This window comes from Flavobacterium sp. Root186 (genome assembly GCF_001428525.1).
Taxonomy (GTDB): Bacteria; Bacteroidota; Bacteroidia; order Flavobacteriales; family Flavobacteriaceae; genus Flavobacterium.
Genome location: NZ_LMHW01000001.1, coordinates 573,269 through 586,560, shown reverse-complemented (window position 1 = coordinate 586,560; position 13,292 = coordinate 573,269). Strand labels below are relative to the sequence as shown.

The 13,292-nt window shown below is 31.9% G+C and carries 8 protein-coding genes; 2 read left to right on the top strand and 6 right to left on the bottom strand.

Features of this window, described 5'->3' with window-relative positions; all coding sequences use genetic code 11:
- Positions 1–7: 7 nt before the first annotated feature.
- Positions 8–913 (top strand): carbohydrate kinase family protein, encoded by a 906-nt coding sequence (locus tag ASD98_RS02175; protein WP_056199491.1) that lies wholly within the window; start codon positions 8–10, stop codon positions 911–913.
- A 306-nt stretch (positions 914–1,219) separates the two neighbouring features.
- Here ASD98_RS02175 and ASD98_RS02170 read toward each other — a convergent pair whose 3' ends face one another.
- The 6 genes from ASD98_RS02170 to ASD98_RS02160 form a co-directional block, all read right to left on the bottom strand.
- Entirely contained in the window at positions 1,220–2,059 is an 840-nt protein-coding gene (locus ASD98_RS02170; RefSeq protein WP_056199488.1) for a thiopeptide-type bacteriocin biosynthesis protein, read from the bottom strand.
- On the bottom strand, positions 2,060–4,261 hold the full coding sequence (locus tag ASD98_RS02165) for a lantibiotic dehydratase family protein (protein ID WP_056199485.1): 2,202 nt from the start codon (positions 4,259–4,261) through the stop codon (positions 2,060–2,062).
- A 279-nt stretch (positions 4,262–4,540) separates the two neighbouring features.
- Positions 4,541–4,699, bottom strand: coding sequence for a hypothetical protein (locus ASD98_RS23940; protein WP_157849135.1), 159 nt, complete (start codon positions 4,697–4,699; stop codon positions 4,541–4,543).
- 55 nt (positions 4,700–4,754) lie between these two features.
- The gene (locus ASD98_RS23935) at positions 4,755–4,913 is read right to left on the bottom strand and encodes a hypothetical protein (protein ID WP_157849134.1); all 159 of its coding nucleotides are present in this window, start codon (positions 4,911–4,913) and stop codon (positions 4,755–4,757) included.
- 53 nt (positions 4,914–4,966) lie between these two features.
- The gene (locus ASD98_RS23930; protein ID WP_157849133.1) at positions 4,967–5,122 is read right to left on the bottom strand and encodes a hypothetical protein; all 156 of its coding nucleotides are present in this window, start codon (positions 5,120–5,122) and stop codon (positions 4,967–4,969) included.
- Between the two features lie 129 nt (positions 5,123–5,251).
- The gene (locus tag ASD98_RS02160) at positions 5,252–6,898 is read right to left on the bottom strand and encodes a helix-turn-helix domain-containing protein (RefSeq protein ID WP_157849132.1); all 1,647 of its coding nucleotides are present in this window, start codon (positions 6,896–6,898) and stop codon (positions 5,252–5,254) included.
- A gap of 581 nt (positions 6,899–7,479) precedes the next feature.
- On the opposite strand from ASD98_RS02160, the gene ASD98_RS02155 reads away from it, so the two are divergent.
- Complete coding sequence (locus tag ASD98_RS02155) at positions 7,480–13,278, top strand: DUF5977 domain-containing protein (protein WP_056199480.1); 5,799 nt, start codon at positions 7,480–7,482, stop codon at positions 13,276–13,278.
- The last annotated feature ends 14 nt before the right edge of the window (positions 13,279–13,292 follow it).

The following is a 13,292-nucleotide window of genomic DNA, read 5'->3' as shown; positions in this document are numbered from 1 at the left end:
TTTTAGAATGAATAACGGAAAAAACCTTAAGGCAGTGGCCTATGGAGAGGTACTTTGGGATGTTTTTGCCAACGAAAAAAAGATTGGCGGAGCACCGCTAAATGTGGCTTTGCGTATGAAAACATTAGGCTGCGAGGTGGCCATGATTAGCTGTGTAGGAAATGATGAGGATGGAGAAGCTATTATCAAACAGGTTAAGAGCTTAGGACTTGAAACAAAAACAATAGTAAGGGCAGCCAATTTCCCGACAGGCTTGGTAAAAGTTAGCTTAAGCGATCGTGGCTCGGCAAGTTATGAAATCAGCTACCCATCGGCCTGGGATAAAATTGTATTGAATGATTTGGCCAGAAATTCAGTTTCTAATGCTGATGTTCTAATTTATGGCAGTTTAGTTTGCAGGGATGAAGTTTCCCGACTGGCACTGGAAGAACTGCTGCAGGCAAAAATCTTTAAAGTTTTTGATGTGAACTTAAGAAAACCCCATTATTCTTATGAAATGCTCGAGCAATTAATGCATGCTGCAGATTTTATTAAGTTCAATGATGAGGAATTGTTAGAAATAACCTCAGCTATGAAGTCGCCTTTTAAAACATTGGAAGATAACATGTTGTTTATAGCAGAGAAAACCAGTATAAATGCGATGTGCGTGACGAGAGGCAAGCATGGGGCTTTGCTAATGTGGAAAGGCCAACTTTATGAAAATACAGGTTACCCTGTTGAAGTTTCTGATACAGTAGGTGCTGGTGATTCTTTTTTGGCTGCTTTAATTACATCATTGCTTACCAAAAAAGAGCCACAATACGCTATCGATTTTGCTTGCGCAATAGGAGCTTTAGTAGCAGAAGCACCTGGAGCCAATCCCGAAATTTCGTGTTCTAAAATTGAAAAATTAATGTCCGGAAATAAAGTGTAATATTTATTTAGAAAAAAGAGTCATAGTATTCGGTTGATTGAATAGCTATGTTTTTTGAAGTTAAGCCTGATATCTTTTGGTATCGGGCTTTTTTTATAATAAGTAAAAGGATCTCTTAATTTCAATTTGCTCATTAAAATATTTTATTAGGACTTTAATAGGGAAATAGAACAGCTTTCTGCAAAAGAACTCAAAGGATTTGACTCTTGTTAATATGCCACGAAAATAAAATGTCAGTTTTTGATTTTTTAAAACGTGTAACGTGTTGTTTTTTTGGGTTTTGTGATTTGCTTTATCCCGAATTTGTTATTGTTTGTAATTAAGCGTTTTGTAATATCTGTATAAATGATCATAAATTATAAGTTCATATGTTCTCTGTTTTGAAGTATACTGTCTGTTGAGCATCATATGTACATGACTTTCAAGGAAGGTAACTAATGAGATTTGAATCTTGCATTTTATAGCTAAAACGGTTTCTTTGTTTTTATTTTCCTTTGTGTTTATGATTTCTGAAAATTCAAAATTATCAAGACAATTAAAATATTGATTTATCGCTGGAGATAATTCTCTATAGTGCTTATCAAGTTCCTTTTTTAAGGTTTTATCTATTTCGAATTCCTTTTTGAAAGAAAGCTGTAATCCATCCATGAGATTAAGCTTATCAGAGTTTGTTAACCCGAACGAATTTAATAAAGAATTAATTGCACAAAAACTGAATAAAAGCTGAGTTTGAGGATTAGGAAAAGAAGCTTTGATTGAAAGATATTCCAAAACCATTTCACTGTCATTCCAAAAAAGAGATTCAGATTCATTTATAGTTGATTCTCCATATCGTTCTAATTCTCTTTGATATGTATCTATTTGTATTTTCCAAATTAAATTTTTGACAAGGAGTTTATTCAATACAGGGTAAAGAACCTGAATCGCTTTTGATAACTTATTTGGATTTTGGATTAAAAATCTAATTCTAATATGAGAACCACCATCATTATAGCGAATAAAAAACCATTTTTGAATTATATTTTTCTTCTTTAATTTCGAAATTACCGGCTCAAGTTTTTCAATCAAAATAATATCTGATGTTTTTACACCAGTGTAAATTTTATAATACAACCATTCACTGCCTATACAGAAGTCTCTTTGCATTTATTGTTCTTTGTAAAATGATAATATAAACTCATTACAGAAATATTGACCAGCATTATTTTTTACAGCTGAATTTTCTGTGAATAAAAATTCTTCTAAAGTAATTTCTTCGCGATTTTTAACCGACTTTAAAAATAATTCTAAACTTATTGGGGCTTCAAAATCAAATAAAAGTGTATTATCATGATTGACCCAGTTTGCATATCTGGAAATATTTCGTTTCAATCGCCATTTTAAAAACGTTTCCGGAAGTATATTTTTATCGATTTTGGAAAGATTTATAATTTCTTCTTTTTTAATTAACCACTTAGCTTTTGATAATATGATTTTTTTATACATTACTCTTGGAAAAAAGTCATACAGTTTATTTAAATTTCCCCAGCTGAAAGAATTAATTGCTTTAGTTCTCTGCCCCTGTAAATCACATAAAAAATGATAGACGGGAAGTGAATTGCGGGAAAAATTATGCGCATTGGATAAACAAGGCAGAACTTCTTTTTTGTGTTTTTTTGAGTATAAAACTATTTTGTTATTGTTAATGGAAATTGATAAATCATTTAAAGAAATAGTGTCTTTTTGTGATACGCCAGGATTTGATAAATAAGGGATTTCATGTTTTCTTAAAATGGGTCTTCTCAGTATATTTCCTGTTCTTGATTCTGGAATGTGAACAATTTCTGCGGTTATTTTATCTAAATGAAGGTTTTCTTCTTTGTCAATGATTTCTTTTGTTAATTCATGAATTTCAGGGTTTCCATTACAAAAACGGCCTAATAGTTTAGCGGCGCTTACATTTCCCGAAGATTCTATTGATATTGTATCTTGTCCAAATATTTCGATAATTGTCGAAAAAGTTGCAGGCATATTTTTCAAATCTAAATTTAAATCTGAAAAATCATTTTCGGATAAAACAATCGTGTTTTCCTTATTTGAAATGCAATCGAATAGTTTTTTCTGTAGAACAAAATCATAAGAAGTCCATGACAAATTTTTTGTTTTTTGTTTTTTAAGCTTGAATGAAAAATTATCTAAGATTTCATGACTGTCATTTAAATCCAGATTTTGAAGATATCCTATGCCAATTTCTGAGTCCAAAACGGTTGTTAGCGGCATTGATTTATATTCATATCTTTTAATGAATTCTTTTTTAAATTCTTCCAGATTTTTTGAAGGCGTTTTAGGTTGAATTCCATTTAAGAAATAAAGTGCCTCAATTACTTGTTTAGATACGGTTTCATTTAAAAAACTCTCAGAAGTTTTAGTATTTAGATCAGTCTGGAAAAGGTATTTTTCATCATATAATGCTCCATTTTTTTCAATTTCGTTTTGGATCTTTTCATAAGCTTCATGAGATGGTGTAAGTGTTAAATCTAAATTCTTTAATTGTTTTTGTATAGTTTCTAAAAAACTATTTGTTTCGTTAAGATTTGGAACTTTTCTCAGGATATCAGTAACTCTTTTCCATTCATTATCGCCGGTAACTACAGCATCTAGTTCACATATCAAAAATTGATTTTTAATCAGGTTTAAAATAAACTCAAAGGCTTCGTTTTTTTCACTTTCATCATCGGCTAAAATAGAAACCATTTCTTCAATATTCATCCCTGATTTTGCACGTGAAAGTATTATTTTTAAAACTTTAGATTTTCTAAAAGCTGCTATTGTATGTTCTGTTCTTTCATTAATATATTTATATTCTACATATCGATAAAAATCTCCTATTTTATAAATACTGGTATTAGGATAATATTTTAATTGCGAGGTAACTTCTTTTTTGTTTCCAATTGCTTGTAATAAAGTAATCCAAAAACGCATGTCGAATTGAGTATTGCGCTTAAATTTATCAGATTCCTCTAGAGTAATTTTTGTTTCTCCAGCTATTGCCCCCACAGAACAGCCTGCAAACAAACCAAAGGGAGTACATCTAGAGGACATTCTGGCTAAATATTTTAAAAGGGTGATTTCAAGTTTTTCAGATTTCTCTTTAGAAATTGATGGATCTTTTTTTGACCATTTATTTAATTCTGTTACTAATTCCGGAGAAGCTAAATTTAAAGCTTCTTTAACCAAAGGAATTTGGTATATCTCTATTGCTTTTTCTAAAGAATAGCTTTCTACAAGATCTAAATAAAAAGACAATGGGTATAATGGTGTTCTTAATACAAACGATGAAAAAGGTACAATTTTGTATGGTTTAAGCATTTTTATTTTTTGCTGACTTTAGAGGCGAGTTTCGTAGCATTTAAACATTTAGGATTTTCCGGATTTGATAGCTTTGAAAAGTGATTTTTTTTATTGTTAGCTACAAAAAATAGAAGCACAAGTATGCCAAAAATAATTCATTTCGATTTGAGAAATATATTACGAATAAAAAAGATTCATCCTAATGCTGAAAGTATTGTTATCCTAAAAATGATTAATTTATTCTTATTGCCTAATTTTTAAGCAATAAGAATATTAAGTAAGAAAAGCTACTGTTTCTTATTGATCTTCATCACAATCTCTACTTGAAGTATTCTTAGGATCTATTGGTCCATCGCCGCTTCCTCCTTTAATTAAATGCAGGTTTTTGAATTTTGCGAACTCCATTTTGTTTAGATCAAATTTTTTGATTTCTTTTTTAGGTTTATTTTTTTTCAAGTTTTTTTAATTTATAAGGTGTGGTAAATAAAAGTATGATTTTAAAAATTATAGATTAATCATTTTCTGCACAATTTCCAGTTGATTTATTCTTAGGGTCTACAGGCTCACCGCCAGTTCCTCCCATAATTAAATGTAAGTTTTTGAATTTTGCGAACTCCATTTTGTCGAGATCAAATTTTTTTATTTCTTTTTTAGGCTTACTTTTTTTCATGTTTTTTAATCTACAAGGTGTAGTAAATAAAAGTATAATTTAAAAATGATAGATTAATGATCTTCTTCACAAACTTTAGTTGATTGATTCTTAGGGTCAGGCTCATCACTGTCTCCTCCTTTAATTAAATGCAAGTTTTTGAATTTTGCGAATTCCATTTTGTCGAGATCAAATTTTTTGATTTCTTTTTTAGGCTTATTTTTTTTCATGTTTTTTAAATTTGTAGGGATGTGACAAATATAAAATGTTGATGAAAAAAAGAGTAATAATTATAGGTTCTATTTATCGAAATTCCTGAATTTCGACATCTAAAAATTATTATAACATCTGATTATCAATTATTTATATTTTAATGATTCTTCAATCTGTTTGATGAAATAAGCTGGTTTTATTCCTGATTTTTTATAAAAAGCCGACGAAAAAGACTCAGCACTATTAAAACCAAATTCTAAAGCCAGTGCCTGAATTGTATATTTTCTTAATTTAGAATCTTTTTTTAAATTTTCCAGTGCATTATCTATTCGTAAATCATTTATGTATTGTATAAAAGATTTATTTCTGTAGGCGTTTACTATTTTAGATAAATATTTAGTATTGGTTTCAAAAACAATTGATAATGATTGTATGGTAATATTAGGTTTCAAAAAGCCTTTTTCTTTCTCAAAAGAATTTAGTTTCTTTAAAATTTGTTCGATTAATTCTTCATTAATTCCTATATCATCAGTTTTAATAGCGACAGTTTTACTATTCTTTAGAGTGTCATTTTCTTTTTCCTGAAAATTTTTGTCTGCCGTTTCCTGCATTATTTTTTCAAATCGGGAACGATACTTTTTTTTATGTTGAAATTGATAAAACCCAAATGCTGAAACGGTTACTATTCCTAAAAATAATATACCATTTCCCCAAAACGATTTTGCTTTATCTTCTTTTAATGACTCAATAAGATTTTCTTTTTCAGACATTAAACGTGGAATATCGTATTCGTTTCTTAAAGAAGTATTTAAATTTCTATACTTTTTCTGCAGGACACTATCAATAGCCATATATTTTGAAATATATTTAAGCTGATTTTCTTTGTCTCCAATGCTTTTATAATAACTAATCAAATAAGGATAACCATCCATAAATTCTTTGGTTATGTCCTTTGTTTTAGAATAAACAGAATCTACCTTTAGGTAATTTTTTACAGCATTTTTATTTTGCCCTAAGCCCTCATAAGCTTTTCCTAAATAAAAATATGAAGACAGGCTACTTCCAGTATATTTGTATTCATTTATTTTAGGGAAAGCTTTATAAATACTGTCCAGAGCAGCTTTATAATTTTTTCTTAAAATCTGATTTGCCCCTTCATTTAAGACAAAATAATAATGCAAAGTCATATTGTTTGTCATTTTTGTTTCCTGTAATCCTAATTTATTATAGTAGGTAGTCGAATCAATATTTTTTAATGACTTATAGCAGTTAGCTATTCCAAAAATGATGTATTGATAGTTTTTTGCATATTTTTTTGATCTGTAATTTTTGGTTCTGTAAAAACGAAAACATTCTTTGTAGATATTGAGCGCTTCATTATACTCTCCAAGATCTTCAGATTTAGTACCTGCAATAAAATCTCTTACCACATAATAATAATTTATGTTTGTTTGAAGTGCTATTTTTTCAGCGAGCTTATAATTAATCATAGCTTCTTCAAACTTAAATTGTCTTTTAAGAAAATCAGCCTTTTCGCAATATGCAGCGACAGGAAAAGACCTGTCATTTGTACCTGTCGAGTATTTTATAACACTATCAAGATATTGAATTGCTTTATTCATATCTGAATCATAGTAGAGTAGTGCGGTTAGGTAATAGCCCCGGGCTTTTCTAACCGTATTATTTTCTTTATAAGCCTTAGCTATATAGGCATCTTTATATGATATCTGTTTTGCAGTGTTTTTGTCATTATCAAAATAAAGATTATGTAATTCATCAAAAGACAATTTCATAAGTTCTTTTTTTGATTCCTGAGCCAAAAGAAAAATTGGAAAAAATAATAATATGAAGGTTTTTGGAAATTTAAGCAAAATCATGATTAAGGGTTTCGTACAAAAATAGAATTTCTGGATTAATTCATACCAAATAAGTATGGAATTTTTATTTGTATTTAATTGTTTGATTTTTAATTGTTTATAATGTTTTTTAAAATGTGAAATTCCTGAATTTCGATAAGAAATTCAGGAATTCAGATATATACTATTTGTGGACAATTTAATGGTTATTTAGCTTTGGCTCCAATAAAGTAAAGTAGCTATTACTATGGCAATATCATAAAAAGCCTTTATTTTTTTGATTTAGCTGTAAAAAGTGACGAATCTTCTGCTGTCTTTTCAAATAGTCCGTAAAGGATAATTTCCAAATAGTTTCCAATTAATTTAACCAATCTATATTCTGCATGTATGAAAAAATCTTATCACTTATTTCCCCCTTTATCGCACAATATTTATTTCCAATGTACTCTTTGGAAAAAATATTATAGAGAAAAGACTGAACCTGTAAAAGTTATTAAATCAGTTAATTAAAAAGTAACATGAAAAAAAACATACAAATACTGCTGGCAGCTTTGTGTCTCTTTTATTTTAATATCTTAAAATCTCAAACAACTTTTCAGACTCCGAAACTGAGTCCGCCTACGCCGGAGGTATTTTCGTTGTTTAAATTTACAGATATACCGGTTTCAAATACAACGGGTATTCCTAATATTTCTCTTCCGGTTTATACCATTAAATTGAAAGATTTTGAATTTCCTATTTCCTTAAGTTATCATTCATCTGGTATCAGGATTGAGGAGATAGCGAGTAATGTAGGTCTTGGATGGACATTAAACAGCGGTGGAATGATATATAATCAGGTAAATGATCTGGATGATAACGAAGCCGGAATCACTTTTCCGGGATCCTCAGGTTCAATACCTCAAAATAGAGAACTTGATCCTGTTATTTCAGGTGTTGAACAGCAATATAATCCCACGAATCCGGACTATCATACAGCTTTAATGCTAACTTCTCCAGATGTAGATACTCAGCCGGATATTTATTATTACAACTGCGGAAATTTAAATGGTAAATTCTTTTATTCTAAAGATGGAAAAATTAATACGATGCCTTACTCTCCAATTAAAATTGAAAGAAATGGCTATTATTCATTTATAATTACAGATGAAAAAGGTACAAAATATACTTTTGAAAGGATATCAGAAACAACTACCACATCTATCAGTATTGAGTCACCGGCTTACAGAATGACTGATGTTGACACTAAAAGCTTTACGTTTCATATTACAAAAATTGAAACTCTAAATAACGAAGTAATAAACTTTTATTACGAGAGTGAAAAATACTCTTATGATGAGCCATCTGTTTTTACTTCCAGAGAGTCAACCTATAAATCGAGTGGTTTATTTGGAGACTTAATTCCCGGAGGATTACCTCTTTTTGTTGAAACAGAAACCAAAAATAAAGTTATTCTTAGAGGAAAAAGATTAACATCTATTACAACCAATTCTGGTGAAAATATTCAATTTATATACAACAATTGCCCAAGACTTGATCTACCAGCATCAACAGGTCCTGATAATGAGGTTTTAAGTGGAGGTTTTGCTTTAAAAGAAATAAAAATAATGAGCGGACAAAGAAATGATTCTTATGTATTGGAGCATGGTTATTTTAATGTACCAAATTATACTCCTTGTGCCGCAAATGCATCTTTTGGATCTGACGTTAGATTAAAATTAATTTCTTTTAAGAAGAATTCTGAACCTGCTTATCAATTTCAATATGATGAAAGCGGTCGTTTGCCAGGAAGATTTGAAACTTCTTACGATCATTGGGGATATTTTAAATCATCTGGAGGGAGATATAGTAAAGACTACGATTTTGGTTTTTTTGATGGAGTTACCAGAGATCCTGAATTAGCAATGACAAAATTAGGGGTTCTAAATAAAATAACCTATCCAACTTCTGGTTACACAACTTTTGATTATGAACTAAATGATTATTATGGGATTTTTAAGAGTTATGCACAAAGAGTTGATAGATCTATTCAGGCACATATAGTGGGGGGAGAAGAACTTGGGTTACCAAATGAAGCGCAATATTTAACCCAGCCATTTACAATTCCACAAAATTTTGAAAGTACCAGTGCACTTATCATAAAAGATATAAGCACCGGGGAACAAACGACAAGTAATTTTGTAAATATCTATATTACAGATGCTAATAATCAATCTAATAATATTATATATAAAATAGTTCCTGAAAGCACAACACCTAATCATTTAGTTTATAGAATGCAAAATTTATTGCCTGGTGATTACACTTTACATGTTGACGGTAGTTATAGCGGCGGCGGAGCAACCATTTTGTGGGTTGAAAAAATTGGTCAGGATATTGAAGAATTAAGAAATATCAATGTAGGAGGACTACGTATAAAAAGTACATCAAATTATGATAATATTAATTTAACCAACCCAAGTTCCAGACAATTTTATGAATATAAGAGAATTGCCAGCCCATTAGAATCATCAGGCAGTATTGTTTCGCCTCCAAGATATTCCTACTTAGACATGAAATCTAACCCTATATGTGTTAATGTAGCTAATACTACTTATCTGGATCCGGGGATTATGACATATCGCAGTAGAAATTCTAAAAATTATTTGCCGTTATCCGGACTTCAGGGATATCATATTATGTATTCTGATGTTAAAGTTTATAACGATCAAAATAAGGTTAATGGTTATACACATTTTAAATATAGTCTGGCAGAAGATGATAAGAGTTATAATATACTAAGAAGTGCACCTGTAACCAGTCATGATTTTGAACGTGGAGATTTATTAGAACAAAATACTTATAAATATAATAACGGCTCATATCTGCCTGTAAAAAAAATAAGTAACGAATACTATTATGGTTTTAACCGTAACAGTTTTTTTTCAGATGCTTCTTTTCCAAACGAAAAACATGCTTTAGGTTTAGTTATTAATAAGTTATCAGGAGATGTTGGCTGTACTACAGGATCGTGGGGAATGCCTATACCGCCTTACAGATCTTTATTTGAGATGTCTTATTTTAAATTATATTCTGTTTGGAAGTATTTAAAAAAATCTACAGAATCAACTTATGATAAAAATGGAGCTAATCCGATAACGACCATAACTAATTATAATTACAATAATCCAACACATGCTCAGCTTTCTTCTGTTGAAATGATAAATTCTGAAGGAGAAACACAAAGCACAAAAACTCTCTATGCTCAAGATCCGGAAATGTCCGGTAAACCATTTGTGTCTGATATGATTGCTAAAAACATGATTCAGGTTCCGTTAGATACACAGACTTTTAAAGGAACTGATAAATTATCTGAGCAATTAACTTTATATGATAAAAGCACAGCAACAAGCAATTTATTATTACCAAAAGAGGTTTATTCGGCTAAATTTCCAAATACTTTGCCTTCTCTTGCAAATGTCGGAAGTCTAGAGAAAAAAATTACTTATAATCAATACGATGACAAAGGAAATATTTTGCAATATACTTTAGATGGAGGAATTCCTGTTTCTATTATCTGGGGTTATAATAAAACACAGCCAATTGCTAAAATTGAAAATGTTGCTTATTCATCAATTCCAACAGCTACAGTAACCAATCTTCAGACACTTTCAAATGCAGATGTTGATAACTGTATGTCGGGTAGCTGTACTGAACAATTGTTGCGTAATGCACTTAATACATTAAGAGGATCTTTTTCGGATGCTTATGTTTCGACCTACACTTATAATCCTTTTGTTGGAGTAACTAGTATAACCGATACAAAAGGAATACCTTCTTATTATGAATATGATTCTTTTGGAAGATTGAAATTTGTAAAAGATAAAGACTTAAACGTACTTCAAAAATATTGTTATAATTATAAAGGGCAACAAGTAAACTGCAGTGATAATACATCAAGTACTGTCATCTACTATAAGAGTCCGGCACAGAGTGGTTCTTTTACAAAAAACAATTGTACTTCTGGCGGAACTGGCTCTAGTGTAAGCTACAGTCAGGCAGTTGGAGTTTATATCTCTACTATTTCTCAGGCAGATGCTGATGCACAAGGGTTAGCTAAATTTAACACGGATGGCCAGGCAAATGCCAATGCAAACGGAATTTGTACTTTTTATAGTATAGCCAGAAGTGGTTCTTTTACAAAAAACAATTGTGCTTCTGGCGGAACCGGCTCAAGTGTTTCTTACAGTCAGGCAGTTGGAGCTTCTATTTCGACTATTTCTCAAGCAGATGCAGATGCAAAAGGATTAGCAAAATTTAATACAGATGGTCAGGCAAATGCCAATACAAATGGAATTTGTACTTTTTACAGTGTGGCCAGAAGTGGCTCTTTTACTAAAAATAATTGTGCTTCTGGCGGAACAGGATCTAGTGTTTCATACAGTCAGGCTGCCGGAGCTTCTACTTCAGCTATTTCTCAGGCAGATGCTGATGCAAAAGGATTAACTAAATTTAATACAGATGGCCAGGCGAATGCCAATACAAATGGAATCTGTACTTTCTACAGTGCGGCATTAAGCGGTTCATTTACAAAAAATAATTGTGCTTCTGGCGGAACTGGTTCAAGTGTTTCATACAGTCAGGCTGCCGGAGCTTCTACTTCAACTATTTCTCAGGCAGATGCCGATGCAAAAGGATTGACGAAATTTAATACTGATGGTCAGTCAAATGCCAATGCAAACGGAGTTTGTACTTTTTATAGTGTAGCCAGAAGTGGTTCTTTTACAAAAAATAATTGTGCTTCTGGAGGAACTGGATCAAGTGTTTCTTACAGCCAGGCTGCCGGGGCTTCTACTTCAACTATTTCACAGGCCGATGCCGATGCAAAAGGATTAACAAAATTTAATACCGATGGTCTGGCAAATGCAAATACAAACGGAATTTGTACTTTTTATAGTGTAGCCAGAAGTGGTTCTTTCACAAAAAATAATTGTGCTTCAGGCGGAATTGGCTCAAGTGTAAGCTATAGTCAGGCAGCTGGAGCTTCTACTTCAACTATTTCTCAGGCAGATGCTGATTCAAAAGGATTAACAAAATTTAATACAGATGGTCAGGCAAATGCCAATACAAACGGAATCTGTACTTTTTATAGTGCGGCCTTAAGCGGTTCTTTTACAAAGAATAATTGCGCTTCTGGCGGAACCGGATCTAGCGTCGGTTACAATCAGGCAGTTGGAGCTTCTACTTCTACTATTTCTCAGGCCGATGCCGATGCAAAAGGATTATCAAAATTCAATGCTGATGGTCAGGCAAATGCCAATGCAAACGGAATCTGTACTTTTTATAGTGCGGCTTTAAGCGGTTCATTTACAAAAAACAATTGTGCAGCAGGAGGAAGTGGTTCAAGCGTGGGTTATAGTCAGGCTTATGGAGTATCTTATTCAAATTCTTCTCAAGCCGATGCCGATGCAAAAGGATTAGCTAAGTTTAATGCTGATGGTCAGGCAAATGCCAATGCAAACGGAATATGTACTTTTTATAGTCCGGCTCAAAGCGGTTATTTTACCAAAAATGACTGTGTGGCCGGAGGTGCCGGTTCTACAATAAGTTTTAGTCAGGCTGCTGGTGCTGTAACATCAACCTATTCTCAGGCAGATGCTGATTACAGAGGAAATATTAAGTTTAATCAGGATGGTCAGTACCAAGTCAATACTACTGGTGTTTGTAATTTTAGAAGTAAAGCAATCAGTGGTTCATTTGTGAAAAATAACTGTCCGGCAGGAACTACTCCATCTACAGTACCATACTATTTTAATGATGGTGTGATTTATTCAACAGTTTCTCAGGCAGATGCAGATAATCAAGCTCAGGCTCTTTTTAATAGTCAAGGACAAGCGTATGCAAATTCAAACGGAACCTGTACTTACTATAACACGGTTAAAAGCGGTCAGTTTACTAGAAACAACTGTGTAGCAGGAGGAACAGGATCTACTGTAACTTACACCGTTAATGCAGGAACTTATAGTTCGACTACTTCTCAGGCAGCTGCAGACGCATTAGCTCAGGCAGCGGTTAATAATAATGGTCAGGCATATGCCAACACAAATGGAGTATGTGTATTCTATAATGTGATGATAAATCCAAAGTTTTACAAAACAGATTGCCCGGCAGGAACCACAAATCCTTATGTGTATTACTACGTTTATGCCGGAACTTATCAATCAACAATATCACAAGCAGACGCTGATAACAAAGCCTGGATAGAAGCAAATACATATGGGCCTGCTTATGCAAATGAAACAGGACGTTGCTTAAACCCTGGTGAACTTGAAGAATAGCAAAATGAGTTTTT

What these genes read in the sequence shown, in the direction of transcription:
- ASD98_RS02175 (WP_056199491.1), top strand. Translation starts at nt 8, where the DNA reads ATGAATAACGGAAAAAACCTTAAGGCAGTGGCCTATGGAGAGGTACTT.
- ASD98_RS02170 (WP_056199488.1), bottom strand. Translation starts at nt 2,059, where the DNA reads ATGCAAAGAGACTTCTGTATAGGCAGTGAATGGTTGTATTATAAAATT.
- ASD98_RS02165 (WP_056199485.1), bottom strand. Translation starts at nt 4,261, where the DNA reads ATGCTTAAACCATACAAAATTGTACCTTTTTCATCGTTTGTATTAAGA.
- ASD98_RS23935 (WP_157849134.1), bottom strand. Translation starts at nt 4,913, where the DNA reads ATGAAAAAAAGTAAGCCTAAAAAAGAAATAAAAAAATTTGATCTCGAC.
- ASD98_RS23930 (WP_157849133.1), bottom strand. Translation starts at nt 5,122, where the DNA reads ATGAAAAAAAATAAGCCTAAAAAAGAAATCAAAAAATTTGATCTCGAC.
- ASD98_RS02160 (WP_157849132.1), bottom strand. Translation starts at nt 6,898, where the DNA reads ATGAAATTGTCTTTTGATGAATTACATAATCTTTATTTTGATAATGAC.
- ASD98_RS02155 (WP_056199480.1), top strand. Translation starts at nt 7,480, where the DNA reads ATGAAAAAAAACATACAAATACTGCTGGCAGCTTTGTGTCTCTTTTAT.